Here is a 24,284-nt window from a genome sequence, read left to right as displayed (position 1 = left end):
TAAGCATTTCTTAACCAGATTCAAACAAGTTGGAGTCCATTGACTGAGGGGGTGTACCACAATATGCAATTACTTCCAAAACCGCAGAAGAGCCACGATCATCGGCAAAAGCTAGAATTTGAACCCTTTCATGAATCGCCCTCATTAACTGTTTTTAATGCTTGCGACGTACCCAGTGTCCGGGCTCCTGATGCCTCTTACACTCATCATTTCCTGCAGGAAAACTTGAACCAGCGAGTGGTTATTTTAATTGATGGCTCAAACCTGTTTTATGCCGCTTCCTATCTTGGTCTTGAAATTGATTACACGAAGTTACTGCGCTGTCTAGTTCAAGACCGACGGCTGGTGCGGGCTTACTTCTATACTGGCGTCGATCGCACCAATGAAAAGCAACAGGGATTTTTACACTGGATGCGACGCAATGGCTATCGGGTTGTGAGTAAGGATCTGATTCAATTTCCCGATGGTTCTAAAAAAGCGAATGTGGAAGTTGAGATTGCTGTGGATATGATGACCCTGGCCAACTACTGCGACACGATCGTCCTGTTGAGTGGTGACGGAAACCTGGCCTACGCGGTCAACTCGACGGCCTATCGGGGAGTGCAGGTTGAAGTGGTGAGTTTACGTTCCATGACCAGCGATAGCCTGATTAATGTCGCTGATCGCTACATCGATCTTGAATCTATCCGAGAACAGATCCAGAGATAGTGACAATAAAATACTGACAATAAAAAGGTGCCATGCCTTCAACCATTTTACGGTCAGCCCAATCAATGCCAATATAAGCAGCATATAAGTCCTGGGTCATGGTGCTTCCTCAAACTACGGTTGGTGATGCAACTGGGACAGCTACCCATGCACCGCACGAAATTGCAGAAGCCGGTCTGGTGGTGGAAGGTAGTGAGTTGTTAGTTGCTGGTTGTGAGTTGTTAGAGAGGTGTAAGGCGTGAGGGAATAGGGGAGTGAGGGAATAGCCCCTGATCACCTGATCACCCCATCACACCCCCACTCTTCCACTCATCCACTTCTTCACCTTGATTGCCTGTCGCCTTCATTTGAACCCTTTCCTCGAATAACAAGTCTAATCTGGATGTAGTCGTGTTGCTTTAGTAGATCACACCAACGTTCGGGTTGACTTGATGAAAGCGCTCAAGCAAATTCCTGGGGCCAGTTTCCCCATCAAACTTCCTCGTTCAGCGATCACGCTGGTTCTGGTGAGTTTAGTTGCTGGGGGTGGTTTGGTCGCCTTCCGTTCTCTGGAAGCGAGGAAGCCACGCCGAAATGCGGAGGCAATGACGGTGCCTGTCAAATTGCAGGATCTGAGTGTTCGGATTCAGGCCAGTGGGACAGTGACGCCAATTCAGTCAGTCAACCTCAGTCCCAAAAGTGCGGGACGGTTGGTTGAATTGCTGGTTGACCAGGGCGATCGCATCCAGGCAGGGCAAGTTGTTGCCCGGATGGAAGATCGGGATTTGCAGGCTCGCCTAGCCCAGGCAGAGGCAACCCTGGCCCAGGCAAAGGCTCGTTACCTGAAAGCCCGCAACGGCAGCCGCCCAGAAGAAATTGCTCAAGCCCAAGGAAGGGTGGATGCGGCCCTGGCAGCCGCTCAGTTAGCCAGGGAACGGAGCGCACGGAATTTGGCGCTCTACCAGGAGGGAGCTATTTCTAGAGATTCCTATGACGCAGTTCTCACTGATGAGCGCAAGACCCAGGCAGACCTGAAGGTTGCTCAGGAAAGCCTGGATCAAACTCGTAGAGGCAACCGTTCGGAGGATATTGCCGATGCGGGAGCGGCGGTTGCCCAGGCAGAGGCACAGGTGCAGCAGATTCAGGTTGAACTGAACGATACGATCATTCGCGCCCCCTTCAATGGCATCATTACTCAAAAATATGCCAGTGTAGGAGCGTTTGTAACTCCTACCACCTCCGCTTCAGCAACCTCTTCCGCCACTTCCACATCGATTGTGGCGATCGCTAGCGACCTAGAAGTAGTGGCAAAAGTACCCGAAACTAGCGTCAGCCAGATTCGTCCAGGTCAGGCCGTTGAAATTCAGGCAGATGCCTATCCCGGTAAGAGGTTTAAGGGCACGGTTCGTCTAGTGGCCCCGGAAGCCGTTGTTGATCAGAATGTAACCTCGTTTCAGGTCCGGGTCGCACTGCAAACCGGGCAGCGGGAACTGAAATCGGGAATGAATGTGAGTCTGGTGTTTATGGGCGATCGCGTCAAAAATGCCCTGGTTGTGCCTGCGGTAGCCATTGTTTCAGAAAAAGGCAAAACTGGCGTCTTAGTGGCCGATGAGGGCAAACCCCAATTTCGTCCAGTCAAAATTGGCGTTTCGCTGGGAGATCAGACCCAGGTTCTGCAAGGGCTGAAACCTGATGATAAGGTCTTTGTGTATCTGCCCAGACCCACCCAAGATCGCAACTCAGGAGGGCAACAGGGCAGGGGGCCTGTTCTCCGGTTCCGCTAGTTGGAAAATAGAGAGCCGGGGGTGGGGGTAGATGGGTGGATGGGTGATGGTCAGTTGTTAGTTGCGGTTGTTAGTTGTTAGAGAGGTGTGAGGTGTGAGGTGAAAACTCAAGACTCAAAATTCCCCACCCCATCACTCCATCACTCTTTTACTCCACTGCTCCTCTACCCGTTCACACTCACCACTCATCCACTCCTTCTCCCCTTCTAACCTACTGTGTATACATTAGTGATTTGTTTCCGCTGGAAGCCTCTTAGATCTAACCCTCACCCCTTCCCTCCAAGGGAAGGGGAGCTCTGATTCAAGCTCCGCTCCGACATGGAGAGGGGTTTGGGGAGAGGTCAAGCGAGTTGTGTATACACGGTAGCCCCTTCTAACTCCTGACTCCTTCCGCCCCCTGCCTTCTACCTCTGCAAAACACTCAACAAAAAACAATGGATATCTCTGAAAGCATCAGCATGGCGCTCAAAACCCTTTCAGCAAATCGACTGCGAAGTTTGCTGACGGTGCTGGGCATTATTATTGGCAATGCTTCAGTGATTACCATGATTGGGGTGGGTCAGGGAGCGCAGCGCTATACGACTCAGCAGTTACAGTCCCTGGGAACCAATCTGTTGTTTATTTTTCCTGCCAGTGGGGATGCTCGACGAGGTTCGCAAGGAGGTAGCAATACGTTAATGCTGGCAGATGCTCAGGCGATCGCCCAAATGATTCCAGCCGTCGAAGATGTCGCTCCCCAGATTTCCGGGCAGCAATTGGTTACCTACCAGAGCAACGCCAGGCGCACCAGCGTGATTGGCACCACTTCGTCTTACCCAACGGTGCGCAACGCGCCAGTTCGAGATGGGCGGTTTCTGACCCCGGCAGATGTGGACTCCAACAGCCTGGTTGTCGCGGTAGGGGCACAACTGGCGCAGGAATTGTTTGGCGATCGCTCCCCCATTGGCGAAAGCATTCGGATTAAAAATATCCGTTTTGAAGTGATTGGGGTGATGGCCCCAAAAGGGTCCTCTAGTGCAGGCAACCAGGATGAAGCAGCATTTGTACCGCTCACAACAATGGCAAACCTGCTGACGGGGCGCAGTTCTCCCCGCGGCATTTCAGTCAACAGTATTGCCGTCAGCGCTCGCGATGCAGCCAGTGTAGACATTGCCCAGTACCAGATCACCAATCTCCTGCGCCTGCGCCATCAACTTTCCGGTCCTGATGATTTCACCGTTCGCAATCAGCAAGACATGCTCGATGCGGCCAACAACGTCACCGGCGCGTTAACCATCCTGCTTGCCTCAACAGCAGGCATTTCCTTGCTGGTGGGTGGAATCGGAATTATGAACATCATGCTGGCATCGGTGACAGAACGCACTTCAGAAATTGGTTTACGAAAGGCGATCGGGGCATCCCAGGTCGATGTTCTGCAACAGTTCCTGATTGAAGCGGTGATTCTGGCATTAACGGGTGGCGTGATTGGGACGGTGATCGGGGTGGGGGCTGTGGTGGTTGTGGGCATATATACACCCCTGCAAACCACTGTTTCAGTGGAGGCGATCGCACTAGCGGTGGGAGTTTCTGGCAGCATAGGCTTGTTTTTTGGCGTCTTCCCTGCCCGGCGCGCTGCCCGACTGGACCCCATTGAGGCACTGCGGAGCCTGTAGTCAGCAAGTAATTAGAAGTTCGGTAATTTTGCCCCGCTTTTTGGCGTTGGAATTGATGGATCGGGCAGCCTGAATCGTGTGAATCGTAAACCCCCGGTAAAGGTCTCGAATGAAGGGACAATCTGAATTGGAAAGCATGACCTGCACCCCTCGGTTTGCAAGAACGGCAAATGTATCTCGTAAACGGATCTGGTCCTCTGAAGAGAAGGTGTAGCGGTTATAGGATGTGAACTTACTGGTTGCACTGATGGGATGGTACGGCGGGTCAAAATAAACAAAGTCTTTGGAGTTTTTGGCATAGTCTAATACCGCCTCAAACGGTTGAACTTCAATCCGCGCATTTTGCAATGCCCGGGATGCGGCTCGAAGTAATTCTGGATCGCAAATTGCCGGATTCTTGTATCTCCCGACTGGCACATTAAACTGCCCTTTTGAATTTTCGCGATAAAGGCCATTGAAGCAAGTTTTATTGAGATAAATGAGCCGTGCTGCCCGCTCAACGTTTGACACACCTATTTGAGAACGCATGGAGTAGTAATATTCAGAACAGTGGCGATCGCGATGCTGCTTCAACAATTCAATCAACCACTCAACCTCATCCCGAACACAACAAAATACATTCACTAACTCCGGGTTAATGTCCATCAGAAACGACTGGACAGGTTGTAAATAGAAAAAAATAGCTCCTCCCCCAAGAAACGGTTCATAGTAAGTTGAGAAGTATTTGGGGAAGTGAGGAATATATTGCTGAATGAGTTGACCTTTTCCCCCTGCCCATTTCAAAAAGGGACGGGGGTGAATCGATTGTAAAAGCTGACTCTGCATTTAATCATCATACGAGCGATTTTCCTAACAGAAGCTTTTTTTGATTGCGGAAAGAGGAGATGACTAACAACTAAATAGGGCTTGCTGAGGAAGCCTAGAAGGCTTATGAGAATTGATGTCCAACAGGATCAACCCTTGATAAAATGCCGGCAAAAGCACTGTAGACCGCTGAAAACCTTGCATCCCCCTCTCCGATGTCGCGTCGTTCCACCCCCGGACACCTCGCATTTGAGAACTTCTACCTGCCGTTTGGTGGCAAACTGTCTAAGGAAAACTCCATAATCAGGTTTTTACCTTTATCATACACCGGAACCTGAACCATCAGAGTCTCCAAAAGCCTTACCCTGTGGGGATTTTCCATAATAAAACGAGAAAACAGGGGTTCTGGCTGATCCGCGGATTGTGAAGGCAGGTAACGTTTCTATCAGATTTATCAGAAAAACGGTGTTGCTGAATTTGGGTATGAAATAGGTGCTGTATGCTCAAAATTTCGCTTCGACTCATACTACTTTTCAGCAACGTCCCCCTTTTTTAATTAATTTTGGCTACCTACTTAGGATCGCTATATGATGCGGGTGCTATGAGTAGCATAAGTGGTGGGTCTAATAGGAAGTGAACGCAGGATTCTCATGAAATACAACTGCTTCAAAATCCTTCGCTGGGTCTTTATTGGAGTTCTGATTGTCTTGGTCGTCTGGTTGATCCGGAAAGCAGGCATTGAACAGCTTCGGGAACAGGTGGATCGTTTTGGCATCTGGGCACCGGCGATCGTCTTTGGGCTGCGCTTCACAAGTGTGATTGTGCCTGTGCTTCCGGGTACAGCCTATGCCATATTAGCTGGTGGTTTATTTGGATTTGCTCAAGGATTGCTCGTTGTAGCGCTGGCCGATTTAGCATCGTGTACATTCAATTTCTATGTTGCTCGCCGCTATGGACGTGATCTGGTCGAACGGTTTGTTGGTCCATCTTTTATGGAAAAGGTTGATCGCCTCGGTCAGCGTCACTTGGAGCGCAACTTTTTTCTGATGACTGGTTTTTTGATGACTGGATTATTTGATTTTGTCGCCTATGCCGTTGGCCTGACGAGCACCCGCTGGCAAAGCTATGTAATGGCTCTTCTGGTCAGTATTCTAATTGCTAAACCTCTCTGGGTCGCTGCCGGAGCAGGCATTTTTGAAGGTAGTCGATTGTTTCTCGGATTTGCCCTGCTGGGAGCCTTTGGGGTTGGGATTGTGACAGCCATTGTGCAGCGGAAAACGGAACCATAGGTTGCTGGACATCATGAGCTGAAGCAGGGAACAGAAGTCGGGAGTTAAAAGCCAGAAGCCAGAATGGTTTCCGCACCTTGTTCCTGAGTCTCCAGGAGGATAGACCTGAATTTATTAAAAATAATTCTCATCTAAAAATAGCTTCAAGTAAAGAGCGATCGCCTTTCAGAAGGTTTCAAAAACAAGGGCTTCAGAGAATGCTTAAAAACTCTTACTGCCTTTACAAAACCTTTAGATCCTCCTAAAGTCTGCTTAAGCGGTCAGGGGATTCAATCCAAGCAGTCGCTTACCGATAAATTTTGAATTATTGATAAATAGTTGCATTAAGCATGGTAGAATAAACCCCAGTTCTGATTGAGAGCCATCTGGCTCCTGGTCATTCACTATTCCCCAGTTTGGCAGATTGCTCAAACCTGACGGAAGCCAATTAACGGGTATTGAAGGGGTACAACCCGTCATATCCGTGTGGCAGAATACCTGATTTTAAGCGTTTGACTCATTTCAGCGATGAACTGCGTCCTGAGTGGGCTGTTTTTGCCTGGTCAGCGCAGATTCGCTGTGCAAAAAATCTGATTCAGGAGAAAGCTATTATGCAAAGTTATGGAAACCCAGTTGTGAAATATGACTGGTGGGCAGGAAACGCCCGGTTCGCAGACCGTTCTGGGCTTTTTATCGTAGCCCATGTTGCTCAGGCGGCACTGATCATGTTTTGGGCGGGAGCGTTTACTCTATTTGAACTCACGCAATACTCTCCAGAGATGCCAATGGGCGAACAGGGGCTGATTCTCCTCCCCCACCTGGCAACACTGGGGTTTGGAGTGAGCAAGGGAGGCGAAGTTGTGGATACCTATCCCTACTTTGTGATCGGAGTCTTGCATCTCATTTCTTCCGCTGTGCTGGGTGCTGGAGCGCTATTTCACCTGTTGCGCGCGCCAGAAGATCTGGGGCAGACAAAGGGGCTGGCGCGCAAATTCCATTTTGAGTGGAACGACCCCAAACAGCTCGGACTCATTCTAGGGCATCACCTGCTCAGTTTGGGCATCGGGGCCTTTCTGCTGGTCGCCAAAGCCACGATGTTTGGCGGATTATACGATGCTACGATTCAGGATGTACGGCTGGTGACCAATCCCACCCTCGATCCCTCAATCATCTACGGCTATCAAACTCACTTTGCCAGCATTAGCAGCCTGGAAGATTTAGTCGGTGGGCACATTTATGTGGGCATCATGCTGATTGCTGGAGGAATCTGGCATATTCTGGTGCCACCCCTACCCTGGGCAAAGCGGTTTTTGATCTTTTCCGGTGAAGCGATTTTGTCCTACTCGCTGGGTGGTATTGCCCTGGCAGGGTTTGTTGCGGCATATTTCTGTGCGGTTAACACGTTAGCCTATCCGGTTGAATTTTATGGTCCCACGCTACAGGTGAAACTGGGCATTGCTCCTTATTTTGCCGATACAGTGCAGTTACCGATGGGAGAACATACTGCCCGTTGCTGGTTAGCCAATACTCACTTTTTCCTGGCATTCTTCTTCCTGCAAGGTCACCTCTGGCACGCGCTCAGAGCTATGGGTTTTGACTTCAAGCGGGTTGAGAATGCCTTGAATGCGGTAGGAAACGAAACTTAATTGCAATGATAAGGAGGGGCGATCGCCCCTCTTTCCCTGGTCATTGGTCATGAGGGGAAAATGGCCAATGACTGCCAGCTAAAGCGATAGCCACCAGGCTCAGGAAGGGGGTTGGGGGTGGAACCCCTGGCTGAGGGCGGCCCCCACAGCCCCTTTTCCTAACCAGGATGCGTAAGGCTATAAAGCTGCGTGTGGGGTGGGAGGTAAAGGGTGTGGTTCATGAAGTGAAAATCGCTAAGTTCAATGCAAGATCCATTTCAAATTCTCTGGTTAAATGCCAGTCCCAGTCTGAAGCATTTTGACATGCCTTTGCTGCGGTATCTCTCGCAACATCTTCCAGTTTCTCGCTGGGAGTATTCACAAACGCAGGATGAAGCGTGTTCGCTGGATCAGGCTGTTGTGTTGTTGCATGACTATCTTAAGTTTCGCAGTGCACCAGTTCACCTGGCAGGGCATGGAATGGGAGGCGTCGTCGGGTTAATGTATGCGCGGCGGTATCCTCGACGGGTTCGCTCCCTGACTCTGTTAGCAGTCGCTGCTCAACCTGCAACCACCTGGCATACCCATTACTATGTCCAGCGTCAGTTACTCCCATGCAGCCGGGAGCAGGTGCTGGCTCAAATGGTACGCAGCTTATTTGGTTCCCAATTTTTCTACCCGGTTCGGGATCTGGTTGCTGCGCTCAGTCGGGATCTGGAAGAGACTCCTGCTTTGCATTCCCTGTTCAAGTTAGTGAGTTTGACCAAAGGAGGGGTGTCAGCACCTTTGATGATTTGTGGGAGTGGGAGTGATCCGGTAGTGAGCCTGTCGGAATTGCATGAATGGCACCAGTGGCTAAAACCCGGCGATCGCTTGATTGAGTTTGCTGACGGGCACCACTTTTTTCATACCTTCTACCCAGAACAGGTTGGAGCAGAACTCATCGAGTTTTGGCAGACAACGGATGCTTCCATCAAGCATTGCGCAATTCGTTGAGCGGCACCGGGTTTACCCATGCGACGGCGTCCGTTTTCAGCAATGATCTGCAGGCGATCGGGATTTTGCAAGAGGGAACAAATGGCATCAGCTGTTTGCTCTGGCTTGAGAATCAGGGTGACGGAAGGGCCCAGAAGGCGAGTTTGGGCTTCGGCAAAGGCGGGGGTGAATTGGGGGCCTTTGCCAGGAATGATGATAGCGGGTTTGCCTAAGCCGATAAATTGCTCAGTTGCGGTGCCTGCCATGGCGATCGCCAGGTCTGCTCGGTGCAAGAATTCTGCGTACCGATTCTGTGCAAGTATCAACGTTGCTTGCCGTTCTCCCAGCCCGACGGTATAACAGTCTTCGGCAACCTGCTGCCAGCGAAATCCTTTGATTGTCTGATGCATCTCATCTAAATCAAGACCTGGGGCGATCGCGGCCAGCAACATCAACGGTCGCTTTATCTGTGCCAGCAATCCATTAACGGCCAGTAAAATGGTTTCCCAATTGGCATAGGCTTCCGGTGGGCGAGAGCCGGGGAGGAGGGTGATGGTGAGGGGTGCGGCGGGGGAATGGGGGAATGGGGGAATGGGGGGGAGGGAGTTGAGGGTTGAATTTTCTTTTACTGCTTCTTTTGTATTCCATTCCAACCCATCCATCATCGGGTTTCCCATGTCAAAGGCAGGTATGCCAAGGCGGCAGAGACTTTCGGCAGTGAGGCGATCGCGCGCGGGGAAAAACAGCTTTGCAACGGGGATGGCTCATAAGCCAGCGTTCCCAGGGATGGTAAATGCAGCCCGTCCAGCGCTGGAGGCGATCGCTCCACCACGATTCTCTGGGTAACCAGCCAGCTTCATCTCGAATGTAGTACTCAGACTTTGCGGTTCCCACGAAAGCATAGGGAACACCACTGAACCAGGCGAAGAGAAGCGGCACAATATCACCAACCGCAAGAATGAGGGGTGGGGGGTGGGGGGTGGGGAGTAAGTTTTGAGTTTTGAGTTTTGAGTTTTGAGTTTTGAGTGGAGGTGTTCCTGTTTCCTTTGCCCAGGTGCGAATGGCTTTCAGTTGAGCGATTGTGAGCTGGAGCAGGCCGCCTTGAATATCCCGTGCTAGCTGTTTGCCGTCCATGTAAATGAAGCCGCCAGAGGGCATGGCCTTAACTGAGCCAATCAGAGGAATTCCGGCTTGAGTGTAAGCATGTCCTTCCCCTACAATGGGCAGGGCTTCGATTTGGGGGGGCGTTGGGAAGTTGCTGGAGGGCTTGCAGAATGTGGAGGGCGATCGCATCCTCCCCATGACCGTTGCTCAGGCAAAGTAAACGCATGAAGAACCAGGCATCAAAATCTAGGTGTATTGATACACAAGGTTTTATCCGTAGGGTGCTGTTAGCGATAGCGTAACGCACCGATTAAGTGGAATAACGGCTCGTGTCATTACATCTAGGGGCTAGGATAGGGCATCTTGCATCCCCCTACAAGCTCACACTCCTATCATTTCACCAGCTCGTTGCTTGAGCCAGTAGGTTCTCATGTTACCTTTGCCCTTGATGGGGATGATGCCGCGTTCCTCAAATCGATGGGTATTTTGCAGACGGCGATAGATTGCTTCAGTCACCTGAATCTGTCCTGGCATTCCCTGGGACTCCATTCGGCTGGCGATATTCACCGTATCTCCCCAAAGGTCGTAAATAAATTTCTTGATGCCAATTACTCCCGCAACGACGGGTCCGGTGTTGATGCCAATCCGCATGCTAAAGGATTCGCCCGTCTCCTGGTTGAGTTGTTCAATCGCTTTCTGCATATCCAGTGCCATGTCAGCGATCGCCTCTGCATGGTCCGCTCGCAGATTGGGCAACCCACCAACGACCATGTAGGCATCTCCAATCGTTTTAATTTTCTCTAATCCATGTTTTTCTGCCAAAGCATCGAAGCAGGAGAAGATTTGGTTCAGTCGAGCCACTAGCTCAGTGGGTTCCATACGGTTAGTCATTTCAGTAAAGCCAACCACATCTGCAAACAGAACCGTTGCTTCGGCAAAACCATCGGCGATAGATTGGGGAGTTTGCTTCAGGCGGTCGGCGATCGCTTCCGGCAGTATGTTCAATAACAACCGTTCTGATTTTTCCTGCTCTGCTGCCAGCTTTTTAGCCATGGCCTGGGTTTCTTTCAAGGACTTCCCTAAAGCTGATAGGGTTTGCTGAAGCTTATTCACAGCCGGACGGAAGATGAGAATGCCTTCAAAGATCAGTATGGCTAAAGTTAGCCCTAGCAGTCCAAATTCTAAACGCTGTAAGTTCCCAACTCGTTCTTTCGCCTGTTTTCCATGCCAGGCAATCACCTGATCGACCCTTTGAATGTACTCTCTTTCAGCTTTCAGGAGACGCAAACCTACAGCCTTTTCGCCAGGTAGGTTGGTGGTCGCCTGAATTGCCTGTCTTCTCAATGGACGTTGTGGAGACACAATGGCTGGAGAATGAACATTTTCAAGAACATCTCTGGCCGCTGTCGTAATCTCCTGAGCGGCGTCCCCAGCTTTTTTCAAAATGGGTTGGAGTTCTGTCAACTGGGAATCGGAAAACATTGATCGCAGTTCCTGGCGAACCACCTGACGGGATGAGTCCCATTGGGTGATCGCGTCTTGCAGTTCGGCCAATCGTTCCTGCCTGGCTTCTAGAGTTTGAGCCAGTTGAACAGCAAAGGAAGCCTTGACCACCTGCTGACAGAGGGTTTGTCGATTTTGAGCAGCGCTGATGATTTGAACGTCTTTCGTCTGTTGCACTAACATCTGCTGCACTAACACCTGACCCAGGATTGCGAGACCAGCGATCGCGCTCAACGAGGCCACGTAGCGAGTAGTCAGGTTACGGGTAGAGGAAGACGGATCGGAATGAGTTGCCATAAGGATTTATAAGGGGGATTGCTGATCAATGCATCAACGATTTACTTAAAATTTTCAACAGCCAATGGACAAATCAGAATTCAGATGTGGGCGTTGCTGAATGGCAGCCTGGAAAAGTAGTGCAAACCCCTATTTCTAATTACGATAGCCCATCTCCAATTGGATGTGTCCTTTTGTGCAGCTTTATTAAGTCTCTCATTCTTCCCCAGCTCTAATTGCTTCGCTAAAATCTACATTCCTTAACTTCGCTCCTGTAAACCGGGCATCAGTAACGATCCTATTTGAATTGCCTATTTGAATTGTGAGAAAGGATTTCGCAGGACTCCTTTCTCACGAAGCCTCTCAATTTCACGACTGATTTAGGAAGGACTGCTATATAGCTGTTGCCCGATTGCTTAGGAAATTGGCTTTAAGGGGGTGTGGGGGCTTCGCCCCCAGCCAGAGGTGAAACCCCTGCACCCTGTCCTAAGCCTGGTAGCTATCGCTATGTATCAAGAAGTGTCGTAGCAGGTAGGGATGTAGTATTCACGAATGACTACCTTGCTCAATTTAACCCATTGAGATAAGCACAACGATGAGCTAGAACCTGCGGGACATTTTCGCGGTTCCATTGTGCACCTGAAAGTTGCACTCGCTGACCAATCTGTTTGGTGGCCGATTCAACGGCACCTGAACCAATCGAATACAAACCTTCCGCTTGAGAATACTCGTAGTTCACAATGCGGTGTTGATGCCTACGCAGACACTCACAAAAGTTCTTTGCCTGTTTTCGTTGACAGTTGTCAAACAGCGCAATCGCTGCTTCAACTTGACCTTGCCATAGCAACCCCTCTGCTTGCCCCTGGAGTGAAGAGGAATCCTAAGGCGATCGCATCTCCCCCCGTGCGGAACGAGGAAACTCCGATAGAGTTCTATCAATGCCGTCATTGTCAGGGTAGCAAAGGGCAGCTGATGCCAACACCTCGAGTTTTCTGTCCAAATTATTGGAGGCATGGGCATGAAGTTACCTAAGTTTCGGTCATTGAAGCGGATTGTCGTTGTTGGTACGAGTGGAGCAGGCAAAACAACACTGGCACGGCAGATTTCTCAATCTCTGGATATACCCCACATCGAGTTAGATGCCCTTCATTGGGAACCGAATTGGACTGAGGCTGCTCCTGCTGTTTTCCGAACAAGAGTGCAGGAGGCACTGAACTGCGATCGCTGGGTCGTCGATGGCAACTATAGCCAGGTTCGTGACTTTGTCTGGAGGCAGGCAGATACTCTGGTCTGGGTAGATTATTCCTTTCCAGTCGTCTTCAACCAGATTGTACGACGGACGCTATGGCGTGCGATCAGCCAGCAGGAGTTGTGGAATGGCAACCGCGAAAGCTGGTCAATTGTTCTGGGTCGGGACTCTATGATTCTCTGGGTACTGCGCACCTATTGGAAACGCCGCCAGGAATACCCTTTGCTATTTCAACAACCAGAATATGCTCACCTCAAAATTGTACGATTGTCTTCTCCAAAGGCTTCCAGGCAGTGGTTAGAAGCACTATGATAGAAACCTATGGAAACTGAAGTCATTACCCTGCTTTCAAAACGGGAAATCGAGAAAATGCGCCGGGCCGGACACCTGGCGGCTAAACTTTTGTATCACCTCTCCCATCTGGTCAAGCCAGGAGTCACCACCCTGGAATTGAACGATGAGGCAGAACGCTGGACTCGCGCCCACGGTGCTAAAAGTGCTCCTCTGGATTACAAGGGCTATCCCAAGTCTATCTGTACCAGTGTAAACGAAGTCGTTTGCCACGGCATTCCCAGCGCTAGGCAAATTCTGAAAGATGGCGACATCATCAATATTGATGTGACGTTGATTGTGGATGGCTATCACGGTGATACATCAAAAACCTTCTTTGTCGGAGAGCCTTCACCGCTTGCCCGGAAACTGGTCAAAGTCACAGAAGAGTGTCGGCGACGGGGAATTGCCGCAATCAAGCCAGGGGCTAAAATTGGCGACATCGGTGCTGCGATTCAGGAGTATGCCGAGTCTCAGGGGTTTTCAGTGGTGCGGGATTTTGTTGGGCATGGAATTGGTCGGGTGTTTCACGCTGCTCCTCAAATTCCCCATTACGGCGATCGCGGTAAAGGCAAACGGCTTCGTCCTGGCATGGTCTTTACAATTGAGCCCATGATTAACGAAGGCACCTATGAGGTCGAAATCCTCGACGATAAATGGACAGCAGTGACTAAGGATCGCAAACTTTCCGCCCAATGTGAACATACCCTTGCTGTAACCGAGGATGGAGTTGAGATTTTGACTCCCTATCCCGGTGAAGATGAAATATCGGGAATTTAAGTGGTGGCTCTATGCTTGACAATCAGCGCATTATCCCTGCACCTCAGCCCACACCTGAAGTATTCATTATCTATAAAATGACTCACGACTTTTACCAGGAGGTTAAGTATCGTGAGGCGATTGAGAGTTATTGCCAGTGGTACTGGGCGATGGCAGAAAAACACCAAAAAGAACTACAGAAAATGCAGCAAGATATCAATATTTTGGGCTGGTTTTACCGGGGGTGGCGCTAGGATAACGATACTAACTCCAATTCACTTGCCTGGAAGTGGGCTCTGAACTTATTTTCAAACTTGACTAAATAGGGCAGGTTGGCACTGATGGGTTTTCCTTGCCACTCTCTCACAATTTCAATCACCTCTCCTTCCTGCCCCTTCATATCAAAGGGTTGATTCCGGTGTTCGGGATGGTGGTAAACGATCACCGATTTTGCGACCCGGACACGACTTCCTACTGGAAAGGTTTCACCAACTTGCATAACGTGCGCTTCCTGAATAACAGCCATCTCCCCGCTACCAGTGGAAATTTCAACTATTTTCTCGACAATTCCTTATCTTGACATAAGACTGTCCCCTTATGTTCACACCCCCAGGTTTTCAAAGGTTTTGAACGGAACGATTCGCTCGCGAAACCGCTGAAATCCATTAGGGTCCAGACGCGACCAGGCAATCATTCCAATCCCTCCTCCCAGCAACAAGAGGAGGATGGTACCTAGAATGAGGGCTCCTTTTCTCTGGATGCTTCTGGAAGTCGTAGAGGTTTCGGATGGGGTAGGCGACCCAGTTTCAGCTTTTACTTTAATCTGGGACCCGGAGTTGGCAGGCGTGGAGCCCCAGCTTCGGCCTCCAGACATTGTGGGTAGGAGGAGGTCTGGTACAGGGGAAGTGACATGGCAATGCAGCAAGGCGATCGTGGCGTTATCGTAACCGTTTTGTTGATTTGCCAGGTCTAGCCAGGTTCTAACGGCTAAATCCAACGACATTCTACCAGTGAGGACGGCTATGGCTGGCTCAACCCAGGTTCGTTCAATCAACCCGTTGTCGCTAACACCATCGGAACAGAGCAGCAGCAAGCCGTTTTCCTCCAGAATGAAGCGCTGGATGGTGGGCTGAAGAAAATCTGCATCCCGCGTACCCAATGCCTGAATTAGGGCTTCCGCATCGGGGCGATGAATCGCTTCTCGGCGCAGGGCTCGCCCCATGCGTACCTCTCGTGTGATCACGTTGTCGTCCACTGTCAGAGGATGGCAATGCCGCTGCGAGATCCAGTAGGCGCGGCTGTCTCCTACATGGACCAGGTAGAGTTCATGTCCATTTTCGCTGATTGTTCCACTGGCCGTTTTCACCCGCTGGGGTATCTGAACCGCCATCACCAGAGTTGTTCCCATCCGGCGGCGTTCTTCTCTGCCCTGAGAATCGTTCTGGCTGGCAATCAGGTTATTGACTACACGCACAGCGGCTTCCAACTGTTGCATGATTGTATCAGGAGGCGCAGGTTCCTCGGCTTCAGCAATTTCGGTTAGTAGGGCCTGTACCTGGAGTTTAAGGGACTGTACCGCTAATTGGCTGGCGACTTCTCCCCCTTCGTGCCCGCCGATGCCATCGCAGACGATCGCCACATGGGGTATTAACCCATCGGTGGGGGCTGGCTGGTTGAGTGTGATGGGATAGCAGGCATCTTCGTTGTGGCTTTTCTCCGGTCCAGTATCCGTTCCTCCAGCCACTTTAAGGTGAAGTGGCAGATGGGATGCCTGTTCCAGCAATAGCTGGTTGAGTTGGGTTGCGATCGCCTCCCAATCTTCCCCGGCTTGCATCTGGTGGCAGATGTTCCGCAAAGGCTCCGCAACTTCTGGCTTTGCCCCATCTATCCAACTCAACCAGAGGTTTGATAAGTCTGCCAGGTCCAGTGCTGGTTCGGCGGTAGTGGAAGTAGCCAGTACTTCCGTATCGTGGTAAAGCTGGCACAGTCGCACCCGCCAATCTTGAACACGAATGTTATCAGCAGACAGCAGGCTAGCAGCCACTCCCAGCTCTGAGAACGGTTGCCATAATTCCAACATTTGCCATAACCAGTAAACTTGCCGTACTGCTGTCGCTTTAGGCCAGGCTTCGGCGATCGCCGGATACAGCAGACCAACTTCGTCTAACGGCACGTTCTCTAACAAAAAAATTTCTTCTGCTGCGGCATCACCCTCTAAAATGCAGAATCCATAGACCTCTGGAACATGCAACTGGTAGGGATAAAGATACAAATAGGGAGTGACCGCATCTGACCAATCGGTTGGTACATCCGGTGGCAGGCTGGGCTGAGTATCCAGCCAGATGCGCCGCGCCGTAACGTAGTACCGACCACCGACCTGACTACTGGCAGGAAACTTTTCCACGGCCTTGCCCACTGCCCACAAGTAGCGATAAATCAGTGGGGTACCACATGCTTCACAGGTTGAAGTACCCAGAGCATTCAAAGGAGCGGGACAGTTAGGGTTGGGGCAACAAATCTGGGGTTTGGGTTGGCTCATGCATTTGTAGCGTAGATTCTTACGATTTTTGAGGAATGCTAACAACAGGGCAATTGTTACAATTGCCTGCATTTCTTTGCTGATCCTCTATCAGGCGATGAAGGATGGGTAGATGCGAACGATTTTCAGGATTGGAGATCACCCATCCGAAACCCGCCTGAACAAACTGGATTCAATATTAGGTGATGAATCTCTTCTGAATCAATGAACCTGTGGAGCGGTTGATATGGCGCTAAATCCCACCATGCTATGGCTGGTAATTGGTGTTGTGCTGTGCCTGGCAGAGGTGAGTTTGCCAACGACCTTTGTGGCTTGCGTGATGGGGGCAGTGCGCTGATGGTAGCCGCGATCGCCCATCTCATTCCCTTTAACTTGCAGGTGGTGTTCTGGATGGCACTATCCCTGGCACTGGTACTCGTCTCGCGCCGCTTTGTCCGTCAGAAAGCTGCAAAAAAACTGGACGCCAAAAAAACTGGACGCCACAGAAGCCGAAACCCTTACAGAAATTCCCACCGATAAGACCGGACACGCACTCTATGAGGGCAACTCCTGGGATGCCAGGTGTGAAATGAGCAGCTAACAGTCGCCCCCTTATCAAAAAGTCTACGTGGTTGGGCGGAAAGGCTCCACTTTAATGTGATTCCAGAGAGCATCGTCCATTCCTGATGGTCTTTTAATTCCCATCCTTAACTCAAAATCCTGATCTTAAGCTCTAGGAATCTGACCCATGTGGGGCTGGTGATATTCCCCCCAGCCCTGTATCACTCGCGATAACGTTTCAATCACCGTCGATTACGGTACCCCAATCGGGATCATCCTGTTTTCAGGCAGATGGCTGCGGTAGCGCCCACCGTCTGAAAGTACGATGACGAGCTGTAATGTCCAGTCTGGTTCTATCTGCAAATCTGCCCAGGGAACTGCGATTTCCAGGCAGGTATCCAGCCCGAACTGAGCTCGACTGGCGCGGGAATGCCAGCGAAATAGTTCTCCCGCCTCCTGAAACCAGAGGGTTCCGGTCATCAGGTTCATTCCCAGATGGTGGTGGAACAGGAAGTTGAGTGGAGGTTCTTCCGGCAGATTGACTAGGGGAATGGGGCTGTTGTGCATAGTCTGGTTGGGGTAGAACCAGAGCAGATTCAACTCCGGCGGAATATCCGTACCTGGTTTGACGCCTGAGCGAAAATCCAGGCGCAGGTAAAAATTGAGGTGGTCTACTCCATACCACAGACGTTGGACTGAACTGGCGCGATGCATGGTGCCGCGGGAACCGCCAATCTCAATCCGTCCAGCTTTGTCCCAGTCTTGCTCGTCCCCCCGTCCGTCGATAGAAGGATGGATGAAGCTCTGGGGATGGCGATCGCCCTGAGCAATGTGGCTTTCAACGGGAAACGTAACCTCTGGGGGCACTGACTCATTTAAGGACTCATAAACGGCTGCCAGGTGTTCTCGAAACAACTGGTCAAAAATGGCGTCCTGATTGGAAGAGTGTCCTTCCCCAAACCACCAGAACCAATCGGAGCCCTCAGCAGCATACAAAGCTTCCCAGACTTCTGGATTCACCTCCTCAGTCGCCTCCGGGTGTCTTGCCAGGGTTTGCCTTGCTTCAAACAGGAGATCCCAGGCGCGGTTTTTGGCTGCATCCCCAATCCAGGTCGTGAAGCTGCCATCCACCCAGGAGCCACTATGCAAATTGTGAGCAGGAATTGTTTCGGTAGGCGGAAACTGGTCAATGAATTCAGAAACGGTGACGAGTTGGATTTCAGAATGGTGACTGAGGATGTAGTAAAGGAATTCCAGAAAGGGTTTGCCATCCAGGGGGTAGAATTCCCAACAATTTTCCCCATCGAGGGCAATGGTTACGAGCCAGGGATCCGTTAGGGCGCTGCTGCCATCGGGTTGGTGAGCCTTGAGGGTGCGGGCGATCGCCTCCAGATGCCCCACCAGATCGGTAGCTGCTCTCTTCGGTTCCATAGCCCCGTAGGTGAACCCAATCAGGTCAGACAATCGGTGATCTCGAAATACAATTGCCAGGTCGCCAAAGGGAGTTTCCAGCCGATAAGGCCGGTAGAGCACCTGAGGAGCTTCCACATTCCCGGTGGCATCCCGGTGGAAGAAGTGTTTCAGCGTCCAACCCAAAACCGCTTCATCGGAGCAAATCCAGCGGAAGCCCTGCTTGGCAATATCGGGTAGGATTGCCGGACTGACCGACTGCTCCGAGGGCCATAGCCCACGGGGAGCGGTGCCAAAGCGATCCAGGTAAAGATCCCAAGCCTTTTGCAGGTGGCGGGGAATGTCCTCTGCCCACTGGAAGCGGTGGTTTGGCAGAACAATATTGGGAACAGCCACCTGAGCAGAATGGGTATCTGCCAGCAGGGGCAGAATGGGATGGGTGTAGGGAGAAGTTGTAACCTCCAGTTGACCCATTTCTTGCATCTTGCGGTGTTGGGGCAGGATCCGAGCCAAAATTTCTCGCTGTTTGGAATAAATTCGTTGGCGATCGCCCAGACTAAACCCTTTCCCCTTCTCCAGCCATTGCGCAATCTCTGGATCATCCCAAAACAAGGGGTCAAACCAGGCCAGGTTATGCCAGGCCAACAAATCACTATAGTCTTGCAGATTCCAGTTATCCAGACACCAAGTCTTTCCCTTGTCCTGCCGCTGCTGAAACAGTTCAGCATAGCGGGGATGGGGATCAATCATGGTGTGATGGTTGCAATCAAAAAAATGCTCAACAATAAATTCTTTCTGCTGCTGAGAAAGTTGTTCTTCTGGCAGCAGTGCAACGGTTAGATAGGGATCAAAAGCGGTGCCTGCGATATAGTCTTCAAGTTGAAGAATCAGCGAAGGCACTAGGTTAACTGTCTGGTGAAGCCTGGGATAGTTCTCCAAAGTCAGCACCAGATCCAGATAGTCTTTGGTGCCATGCAGCCGCACCCAGGGCAATCGGTATTGCCCCTCTGCCGACCCTATCTGAACGGATCGGCTCTTGTACAACGGCTGATGCTGGTGCCAAATGAAGGCAACGTAGAGAGGATGGGACATGGTGGAGGCAAATAGGGGATTAGGAGCTAGTGAAGAGAATAGCAGTTCCAGCCCTCAGCCCCTAATCTACCGAAGTATCCTGTCTAAATAACCTGTTCAACCTCAGCAATTTCGGGAATAAACTCGCGCAGGCGACGCTCGATGCCCATTCTCAAGGTCATAGTGGAGCTGGGGCAGGCACCGCAGGCACCTTGAAGCCGCAGTTTTACAATGGGACCATCAATTTCAACCAATTCAACATTGCCACCATCCGCCATCAGGTAAGGGCGCATTTCATCCAGAACGGTTTCAACGTTTTCAACAGTAAGAGGCAGGGTTTGAGACATAGTTAACCTTCAAGTTCTGCTATTTGCTACATGGATTGATCCTAACGGGAAAAGGACTGTTATAGCAGGTCGCAATTATTCGCTTTTCAGTACAAAGAATCAAAAATAAGTAGATGGCCACAATTAACTGTAAGAAGAGGGAGTAGGGGCTACGCCAGGCAAGGGGGTTCACTCCCTCCACCCCCAAAACATCCTCAATTTAATTGCGTCTATAGCAGTCCTAAATCAGCCGCGAGATTGAGAGGTTTGGTGAGAGAGGATTTCGCAGGAATCCTCTCTCACAATCCAAATAGGATCGCTATAGCTACTTATTAATGGATTAATAGGTGGTTTTCCCGACTTGCCCATGAGAGAGTAGCGGAAACTACTCTTTCATCTCAAACAAAACCCCTGGAATATTGATTTTGTTTTGGTGATAAGCGAAGCTTATCACCAAACTCCCAGGAGAACCGACGGATTCGTTTGAGGAAAAACAATACCTGGACGGCGCGGATGGACCGTACCCCCATGCAGGGGAAGCAATTAAACAGCTATTGGCTGCAATAAAGCCACATTTGAGAAGGCAAATTCAGTTGTGACGGGCTTGCCTTCTTCCTCCGAACGAATTGCCCGACGGGTCATGATCCAGTAACCACCAATTTTTTCGTAGGTATCTTCAAATTCCTGGCGACCCCCCTTCTGCTCCCCTGTTTTGGGATCGTGGTAAACAGAGTCGTAGGTATGGGACAGGTAACCTTCACCTGTATCAATTGTGCTGAAAGTGTTGATGGTGACAACCACGTTATGAATATGCCGATGCACCAGAGTTACTTCGTTGTTACGGACCTTGTAGCGATCGCCCTCTGATTTACCACCCACCAGAATTTCGACAGCACCCATTTCATCCGTTGCACCATATTCAAAGGTGTTCTTGCCATGGGTTTCTTCAAATGGACGACGAACCCGGTGTACTGCAATTTCCCACACCTGTCCGTGGATAGCCTTCTTCGCTTCCTCGTCAGCGACATCACTAACATCAAAGCTCAGGTCAGAGTTGATCCGAATCTTGCCGCTATAGAGCTGATCCCCCATCTTCAACTGAACATCAGCCGTATAACCAGGAAAATTTTTGTCCCAGGTATAGCGATTTTCGTAAGCAGCCCGAAATAGCTCGCGTGCAGACAGTTGTGCTGTCATGAAACTCTCCTTAGTTCAGATTCCCCTCTAGTTTAGGATGTCTGAGAAGGGGTGAGGAGAGTTTTGAGGTTCAAATGATGAGTTTTGAGTGCCAGGTTACTTAGGCCACTCAATTGAAAGGATGTTTGGGGGCTCCGCTCCCAGCCGGAGAGCACCTCTACACCTCGTCGTAAACTTGGTGACGATGGCTATAAACAATCAACAATTAACAACTAACAAATTTCCTATCCTCATGCCCTTCTCATACCAGCGGATTGTTCACTTTCAAGATACTGATGCAGCAGGAGTTGTTTACTTTGCTACGGTTTTGGCGATGTGCCATGAGGCGTATGAGGCATCTCTGGCAGCAGCAGGAATTGATTTGAAGTGCTTTTTTCAAGGGCAAGAGGTGGCGGTTCCTGTTGTCCATGCCAGCGTGAATTTTTTTGCCCCTATGTTTTGTGGCGATCGCCTGACCATTCAACTGACTCCAAGGCAACTTCGCGATAGTGAATTTGAAGTGGAATATGCGATTTTCAAAGAAAAACAATTGGACTCGGCGCTCAGCACTGCTAAAACTCGTCACGTTTGCATTGCCATTTCGTCCACTAGCCGTACCCGGCGAGAGCTTTCATCTGAACTGGTGGCCTGGCTTCGGCAATGGAGCTAGATGAGTTGTTAAGTAGTAGCCATCATTCAATGTAAAGGGGGGAGTGGGGGCGCAGCCCCCATTCCTTACCTCTTCACTTCTTTACTTTTATTGAGCTGAATTAAATCCACTACCCGTTGTTGTTCAATCTTTCCTTGAGCGTTGCGGGGTAGGTGTTCGATCGCAATCCACTGTTTTGGCTGTTTGAACTTGCTCAACTTACCAGACAGCGCAATTTGCAAAGCCTGCTGAGAAACATCAGGACTGGAAGGGACATACACAGCGGTGATGATCTGGCCCCAGTGGCGATCGCTCATTCCCAGAACACACACATCCTGCACTAACCCGGTTGCCCGAATTGTTGCCTCGATCTCAGCAGGAAATACATTTTCTCCACCTGTAATGATCTTGTCGCTGGTGCGCCCAACGACGTGAAGACACCCCTGCTCGTCGAAAAAACCCAGGTCATCCGTCTGAAATTCTGGCTGGTTTGAGGAAGGTTGGAAAGAATGAAACCTGGCTATCTCTGGGGTTTCCCCTTGAAGAGGGGAACTGGCTAACCCACTGGAAGTGGCTGGTTGATTTGGGTAATAGCCCAGAGCAAGCGATTTTGCCCAGACTGTAATGATCCCTGTCTGGTGAGGACCTAGGCGATCGCCCGTTGGGCTGCAAATGGTGATTTGGGCATGGGGCAGCACCTGACCACAACCAGTTTTTCCTTCCAAAAACTCTTCGGGCTTGAGTGTCGCTACCTGGGAAGCCGTTTCGGTCATGCCATAGGTGGGAGCCAGTGGAATTCTATGCTGCCTTGCAGTTTCCAGCAGGTCGGACCAGGCGGGTGCACCTCCCACCAGAACTGTTTGAAACCGGGATAGCCAGGGAATCCGCTCTGGCTGATTCATCAAACGCTGAAGCTGGGTTGGCACCAGAGACAGAAAGAAGGTTTCAGGCTCCACATCCCCCTCTTCTCCAGCCTCAACAGCCTTAAAAGGTAGAATCACCAGTCTACCCCCAGATGTGAAGGAGCGGAGAAACTGCATCAGTCCACTGACGTGGTAAAGCGGCAAGACACAAAAGGAGTTGACCTGGGTCAGTTCAAAGTATTGCTGGAAGCCCTGAACTGATGCCATTAGAGTTTGCCAGGTGTGAATGGTGAAGCGGATTTTGCCGGAAGTGCCGCCGGTGGGGATTAGGATGGGAGCGGGAGAGCGGGGAGCGGGGAGTAGAGAGAGCGGGACAGCAGACAGAGAATAGAGAACAGTTTCTGCTGCTTGCCAGATTAGATTGGGCTGAGCAAGTTCCAACACTTGCTGCCATTCAGTTGTTGCCCAGTTGAAGTTGCCGAGAAAGAGGGGACAATTAGCAATGCAGGCAGCTATAAAGCCTGACAGAAACCGGACAGGGTTTTGCTCTGCCAGAAAAATTCGGGGTGGGGTTTCCCAGGCGGATAGTTGCTGGAGGCGTTGCTGAGTCAGGTTGGCAAATTCCTGACTGCTGTAACCAACTAACCAGGGGTAAGTGATTCGCTGGTTGAAGCAGGCTAGAGGTGTTTCCATAGTTCTTCGGCGTCGGTAGAGCGGAGAGGATCGTTGTCTGGAAACCAGTGGTCAATGCCAAAACCGATCGCCCGCCCGCTCCCTATCCCATGAGCAACCAGATCGATTGCGGCCTGTTGCCCAATAGCCGTTTCCAGGACTGAGGATACCACCCCATCGATTCCCATTTCCTGGCAGAATTGCCGCAGACGGCCTGGGGAACCGGCGATCGCAGGCTTAATCACAAAAATTCCCCGCCAACCCCGGTCATAACAGGTTTGCAGTTGTTCGAGGGTGGCAACGGACTCATCCAGGGCGATCGGAGTTACGTGGCGCTCTGCCAGCTTTAGCAAATCATCGAATTGAGCGGGGGGCAGAGGTTGTTCCAGAAATTCGATCTGACCGCAGGGAGACTGTACGGAGTCCGATGCCAGTTCAGCACTGAACTGTAACCAGGCTTCTGCTTCAGCAAAACTCAGCCCACCGTTGGCGTCTAAGCGGAGCCTGGCACCGCAAGGTAAGGCCTGGATAAGAGGGGAGACGATTTTTGTCATCTCATCCTGAATCGGATAAACTCCCAGCTTGTACTTAAATGTGCGGTAACCCTGATTCCATAAAGGAATCCAGGCTTGAACGGCAGCTTCCCCTGGAGGTAGCAGAGCACTGCAAATCGCAGAGGGGGGAAATTTCCATTGCTCTGAGGGAACTGCAAACCGGGCTTCCTTCAGCCTGGTGATCGCCGATTCAAACCCAAACTGGCAGGCTGGCAGGCTGGTTGGAAGGGGCGCGATCGCCTTAACATTCACCTTCAAAGGCAATTGGCGACAAAACTCCAGAGCCTGCTCCAGGGTTTCTGTGCCAAACCAGGGAATGGGAGCGATTTCACCAAAACCCACCGTTCCTTGATCCCCCATCAAACGTAGAATAATCCCTTCTCGCACCGACCACTCACCGTGGGTAGTTTTCAACGGGGAGCGAAAGGGACGACGGTAGGGTTTGAAGTCAAACTGGATGCTTCCCAT

Annotated in this window: 23 protein-coding genes and 1 pseudogene; 12 read left to right on the top strand and 12 right to left on the bottom strand. The window is 50.8% G+C overall.

Going from position 1 to position 24,284, the window contains the following annotated elements; genetic code table 11:
- Window positions 1-63: 63 nt before the first annotated feature.
- From P4D80_RS16150 to P4D80_RS16135, 4 genes are all read left to right on the top strand, one after another.
- Window positions 64-708: an NYN domain-containing protein gene (locus P4D80_RS16150; protein ID WP_421655024.1), complete on the top strand. Its 645-nt coding sequence runs from the start codon at window positions 64-66 to the stop codon at window positions 706-708.
- 98 nt (window positions 709-806) lie between these two features.
- Window positions 807-950 carry a hypothetical protein gene (locus tag P4D80_RS16145; protein WP_421655023.1) on the top strand — a complete coding sequence of 48 codons (144 nt, stop codon included), beginning with the start codon at window positions 807-809 and terminating at the stop codon, window positions 948-950.
- A 189-nt stretch (window positions 951-1,139) separates the two neighbouring features.
- Window positions 1,140-2,471, top strand: a complete 1,332-nt coding sequence (locus P4D80_RS16140) for an efflux RND transporter periplasmic adaptor subunit (RefSeq protein WP_421655022.1) — start codon at window positions 1,140-1,142, stop codon at window positions 2,469-2,471.
- Between the two features lie 434 nt (window positions 2,472-2,905).
- Window positions 2,906-4,123, top strand: a complete 1,218-nt coding sequence (locus P4D80_RS16135) for an ABC transporter permease (RefSeq protein ID WP_421655021.1) — start codon at window positions 2,906-2,908, stop codon at window positions 4,121-4,123.
- On the opposite strand, the gene P4D80_RS16130 is transcribed toward P4D80_RS16135, so the two are convergent.
- Complete coding sequence (locus P4D80_RS16130) at window positions 4,124-4,948, bottom strand: DNA adenine methylase (RefSeq protein WP_421655020.1); 825 nt, start codon at window positions 4,946-4,948, stop codon at window positions 4,124-4,126. It abuts the gene before it with no gap.
- 629 nt (window positions 4,949-5,577) lie between these two features.
- On the opposite strand from P4D80_RS16130, the gene P4D80_RS16125 reads away from it, so the two are divergent.
- The 3 genes from P4D80_RS16125 (at window position 5,578) to P4D80_RS16115 (ending at window position 8,816) form a co-directional block, all read left to right on the top strand.
- Window positions 5,578-6,216, top strand: coding sequence for a TVP38/TMEM64 family protein (locus P4D80_RS16125; protein WP_421655019.1), 639 nt, complete (start codon window positions 5,578-5,580; stop codon window positions 6,214-6,216).
- A gap of 590 nt (window positions 6,217-6,806) precedes the next feature.
- Complete coding sequence (locus P4D80_RS16120; protein WP_421659549.1) at window positions 6,807-7,841, top strand: chlorophyll a/b binding light-harvesting protein; 1,035 nt, start codon at window positions 6,807-6,809, stop codon at window positions 7,839-7,841.
- Window positions 7,842-8,084: 243 nt separating this feature from the next.
- Window positions 8,085-8,816 carry an alpha/beta fold hydrolase gene (locus P4D80_RS16115; protein ID WP_421655018.1) on the top strand — a complete coding sequence of 244 codons (732 nt, stop codon included), beginning with the start codon at window positions 8,085-8,087 and terminating at the stop codon, window positions 8,814-8,816.
- On the opposite strand, the gene P4D80_RS16110 is transcribed toward P4D80_RS16115, so the two are convergent.
- From P4D80_RS16110 to P4D80_RS16095, 4 genes and pseudogenes are all read right to left on the bottom strand, one after another.
- Window positions 8,735-9,472 (bottom strand): lipid-A-disaccharide synthase-related protein, encoded by a 738-nt coding sequence (locus P4D80_RS16110; RefSeq protein WP_421655017.1) that lies wholly within the window; start codon window positions 9,470-9,472, stop codon window positions 8,735-8,737. The genes P4D80_RS16115 and P4D80_RS16110 overlap by 82 nt on opposite strands.
- Window position 9,473: 1 nt before the next feature.
- Entirely contained in the window at window positions 9,474-10,097 is a 624-nt protein-coding gene (locus P4D80_RS16105) for a hypothetical protein (protein ID WP_421655016.1), read from the bottom strand.
- Window positions 10,098-10,280: 183 nt separating this feature from the next.
- Window positions 10,281-11,699 (bottom strand): adenylate/guanylate cyclase domain-containing protein, encoded by a 1,419-nt coding sequence (locus P4D80_RS16100; protein WP_421655015.1) that lies wholly within the window; start codon window positions 11,697-11,699, stop codon window positions 10,281-10,283.
- Window positions 11,700-12,243: 544 nt separating this feature from the next.
- Window positions 12,244-12,534 (bottom strand): annotated as a pseudogene (locus P4D80_RS16095) (ISKra4 family transposase); the annotation flags it as partial.
- A gap of 162 nt (window positions 12,535-12,696) precedes the next feature.
- Between P4D80_RS16095 and P4D80_RS16090 the strand changes: the two are divergent.
- The 3 genes from P4D80_RS16090 to P4D80_RS16080 are packed head-to-tail and all read left to right on the top strand — an operon-like array spanning window position 12,697 to window position 14,270.
- The gene (locus tag P4D80_RS16090; protein ID WP_421655014.1) at window positions 12,697-13,239 is read left to right on the top strand and encodes an AAA family ATPase; all 543 of its coding nucleotides are present in this window, start codon (window positions 12,697-12,699) and stop codon (window positions 13,237-13,239) included.
- Window positions 13,240-13,248: 9 nt separating this feature from the next.
- Window positions 13,249-14,037, top strand: coding sequence for a type I methionyl aminopeptidase (gene map / locus P4D80_RS16085; protein ID WP_421655013.1), 789 nt, complete (start codon window positions 13,249-13,251; stop codon window positions 14,035-14,037).
- Between the two features lie 11 nt (window positions 14,038-14,048).
- Window positions 14,049-14,270 (top strand): hypothetical protein, encoded by a 222-nt coding sequence (locus P4D80_RS16080; protein ID WP_421655012.1) that lies wholly within the window; start codon window positions 14,049-14,051, stop codon window positions 14,268-14,270.
- On the opposite strand, the gene P4D80_RS16075 is transcribed toward P4D80_RS16080, so the two are convergent.
- Both P4D80_RS16075 and P4D80_RS16070 read right to left on the bottom strand, forming a co-directional pair.
- Window positions 14,267-14,542 (bottom strand): ferredoxin-thioredoxin reductase variable chain, encoded by a 276-nt coding sequence (locus P4D80_RS16075; RefSeq protein ID WP_421655011.1) that lies wholly within the window; start codon window positions 14,540-14,542, stop codon window positions 14,267-14,269. The genes P4D80_RS16080 and P4D80_RS16075 overlap by 4 nt on opposite strands.
- 75 nt (window positions 14,543-14,617) lie before the next feature.
- Window positions 14,618-16,627, bottom strand: a complete 2,010-nt coding sequence (locus P4D80_RS16070; protein ID WP_421655010.1) for a PP2C family protein-serine/threonine phosphatase — start codon at window positions 16,625-16,627, stop codon at window positions 14,618-14,620.
- Between the two features lie 177 nt (window positions 16,628-16,804).
- Here P4D80_RS16070 and P4D80_RS16065 point away from each other — a divergent pair, with 177 nt between their 5' ends.
- On the top strand, window positions 16,805-17,074 hold the full coding sequence (locus tag P4D80_RS16065) for an NfeD family protein (RefSeq protein WP_421655009.1): 270 nt from the start codon (window positions 16,805-16,807) through the stop codon (window positions 17,072-17,074).
- A gap of 273 nt (window positions 17,075-17,347) precedes the next feature.
- On the opposite strand, the gene P4D80_RS16060 is transcribed toward P4D80_RS16065, so the two are convergent.
- The 3 genes from P4D80_RS16060 to P4D80_RS16050 form a co-directional block, all read right to left on the bottom strand.
- Window positions 17,348-19,597, bottom strand: a complete 2,250-nt coding sequence (locus P4D80_RS16060) for a glycoside hydrolase (protein WP_421655008.1) — start codon at window positions 19,595-19,597, stop codon at window positions 17,348-17,350.
- Window positions 19,598-19,680: 83 nt separating this feature from the next.
- Window positions 19,681-19,911: a NifU family protein gene (locus P4D80_RS16055; RefSeq protein WP_421659548.1), complete on the bottom strand. Its 231-nt coding sequence runs from the start codon at window positions 19,909-19,911 to the stop codon at window positions 19,681-19,683.
- 534 nt (window positions 19,912-20,445) lie between these two features.
- Window positions 20,446-21,099 (bottom strand): DUF3386 domain-containing protein, encoded by a 654-nt coding sequence (locus P4D80_RS16050; protein WP_421655007.1) that lies wholly within the window; start codon window positions 21,097-21,099, stop codon window positions 20,446-20,448.
- Window positions 21,100-21,331: 232 nt separating this feature from the next.
- Between P4D80_RS16050 and P4D80_RS16045 the strand changes: the two genes are divergently transcribed.
- Complete coding sequence (locus P4D80_RS16045) at window positions 21,332-21,748, top strand: acyl-CoA thioesterase (RefSeq protein ID WP_421655005.1); 417 nt, start codon at window positions 21,332-21,334, stop codon at window positions 21,746-21,748.
- Between the two features lie 65 nt (window positions 21,749-21,813).
- On the opposite strand, the gene P4D80_RS16040 is transcribed toward P4D80_RS16045, so the two are convergent.
- Both P4D80_RS16040 and P4D80_RS16035 read right to left on the bottom strand, forming a co-directional pair.
- A complete protein-coding gene (locus tag P4D80_RS16040) occupies window positions 21,814-23,283 on the bottom strand; it encodes a 2-succinylbenzoate--CoA ligase (RefSeq protein WP_421655004.1) in 1,470 nt (489 codons plus the stop codon).
- A complete protein-coding gene (locus P4D80_RS16035; protein WP_421655003.1) occupies window positions 23,268-24,284 on the bottom strand; it encodes an o-succinylbenzoate synthase in 1,017 nt (338 codons plus the stop codon). Before P4D80_RS16035 ends, P4D80_RS16040 begins: the two co-directional genes overlap by 16 nt.

It is taken from the genome of Leptothermofonsia sp. ETS-13 (assembly GCF_049200465.1).
GTDB lineage: Bacteria > Cyanobacteriota > Cyanobacteriia > Leptolyngbyales > Leptolyngbyaceae > Leptothermofonsia.
Note: the sequence above shows the minus strand (reverse complement) of the source record. Positions and strands in the feature narration are given on the sequence as shown.

Excerpts from the sequence above, each read along its gene's own strand:
- P4D80_RS16135 (WP_421655021.1), top strand. The coding sequence starts at position 2,906 with ATGGATATCTCTGAAAGCATCAGCATGGCGCTCAAAACCCTTTCAGCA.
- map (WP_421655013.1), top strand. The coding sequence starts at position 13,249 with ATGGAAACTGAAGTCATTACCCTGCTTTCAAAACGGGAAATCGAGAAA.
- P4D80_RS16120 (WP_421659549.1), top strand. The coding sequence starts at position 6,807 with ATGCAAAGTTATGGAAACCCAGTTGTGAAATATGACTGGTGGGCAGGA.
- P4D80_RS16125 (WP_421655019.1), top strand. The coding sequence starts at position 5,578 with ATGAAATACAACTGCTTCAAAATCCTTCGCTGGGTCTTTATTGGAGTT.
- P4D80_RS16080 (WP_421655012.1), top strand. The coding sequence starts at position 14,049 with ATGCTTGACAATCAGCGCATTATCCCTGCACCTCAGCCCACACCTGAA.
- P4D80_RS16040 (WP_421655004.1), bottom strand. The coding sequence starts at position 23,283 with ATGGAAACACCTCTAGCCTGCTTCAACCAGCGAATCACTTACCCCTGG.
- P4D80_RS16115 (WP_421655018.1), top strand. The coding sequence starts at position 8,085 with ATGCAAGATCCATTTCAAATTCTCTGGTTAAATGCCAGTCCCAGTCTG.
- P4D80_RS16070 (WP_421655010.1), bottom strand. The coding sequence starts at position 16,627 with ATGCAGGCAATTGTAACAATTGCCCTGTTGTTAGCATTCCTCAAAAAT.
- P4D80_RS16105 (WP_421655016.1), bottom strand. The coding sequence starts at position 10,097 with ATGGGGAGGATGCGATCGCCCTCCACATTCTGCAAGCCCTCCAGCAAC.
- P4D80_RS16110 (WP_421655017.1), bottom strand. The coding sequence starts at position 9,472 with ATGGGAAACCCGATGATGGATGGGTTGGAATGGAATACAAAAGAAGCA.
- P4D80_RS16045 (WP_421655005.1), top strand. The coding sequence starts at position 21,332 with ATGCCCTTCTCATACCAGCGGATTGTTCACTTTCAAGATACTGATGCA.
- P4D80_RS16090 (WP_421655014.1), top strand. The coding sequence starts at position 12,697 with ATGAAGTTACCTAAGTTTCGGTCATTGAAGCGGATTGTCGTTGTTGGT.
- P4D80_RS16145 (WP_421655023.1), top strand. The coding sequence starts at position 807 with ATGGTGCTTCCTCAAACTACGGTTGGTGATGCAACTGGGACAGCTACC.
- P4D80_RS16075 (WP_421655011.1), bottom strand. The coding sequence starts at position 14,542 with ATGGCTGTTATTCAGGAAGCGCACGTTATGCAAGTTGGTGAAACCTTT.
- P4D80_RS16060 (WP_421655008.1), bottom strand. The coding sequence starts at position 19,597 with ATGTCCCATCCTCTCTACGTTGCCTTCATTTGGCACCAGCATCAGCCG.
- P4D80_RS16130 (WP_421655020.1), bottom strand. The coding sequence starts at position 4,948 with ATGCAGAGTCAGCTTTTACAATCGATTCACCCCCGTCCCTTTTTGAAA.
- P4D80_RS16100 (WP_421655015.1), bottom strand. The coding sequence starts at position 11,699 with ATGGCAACTCATTCCGATCCGTCTTCCTCTACCCGTAACCTGACTACT.
- P4D80_RS16150 (WP_421655024.1), top strand. The coding sequence starts at position 64 with ATGCAATTACTTCCAAAACCGCAGAAGAGCCACGATCATCGGCAAAAG.
- P4D80_RS16065 (WP_421655009.1), top strand. The coding sequence starts at position 16,805 with ATGGCTGGTAATTGGTGTTGTGCTGTGCCTGGCAGAGGTGAGTTTGCC.
- P4D80_RS16140 (WP_421655022.1), top strand. The coding sequence starts at position 1,140 with ATGAAAGCGCTCAAGCAAATTCCTGGGGCCAGTTTCCCCATCAAACTT.
- P4D80_RS16050 (WP_421655007.1), bottom strand. The coding sequence starts at position 21,099 with ATGACAGCACAACTGTCTGCACGCGAGCTATTTCGGGCTGCTTACGAA.
- P4D80_RS16035 (WP_421655003.1), bottom strand. The coding sequence starts at position 24,284 with ATGGGAAGCATCCAGTTTGACTTCAAACCCTACCGTCGTCCCTTTCGC.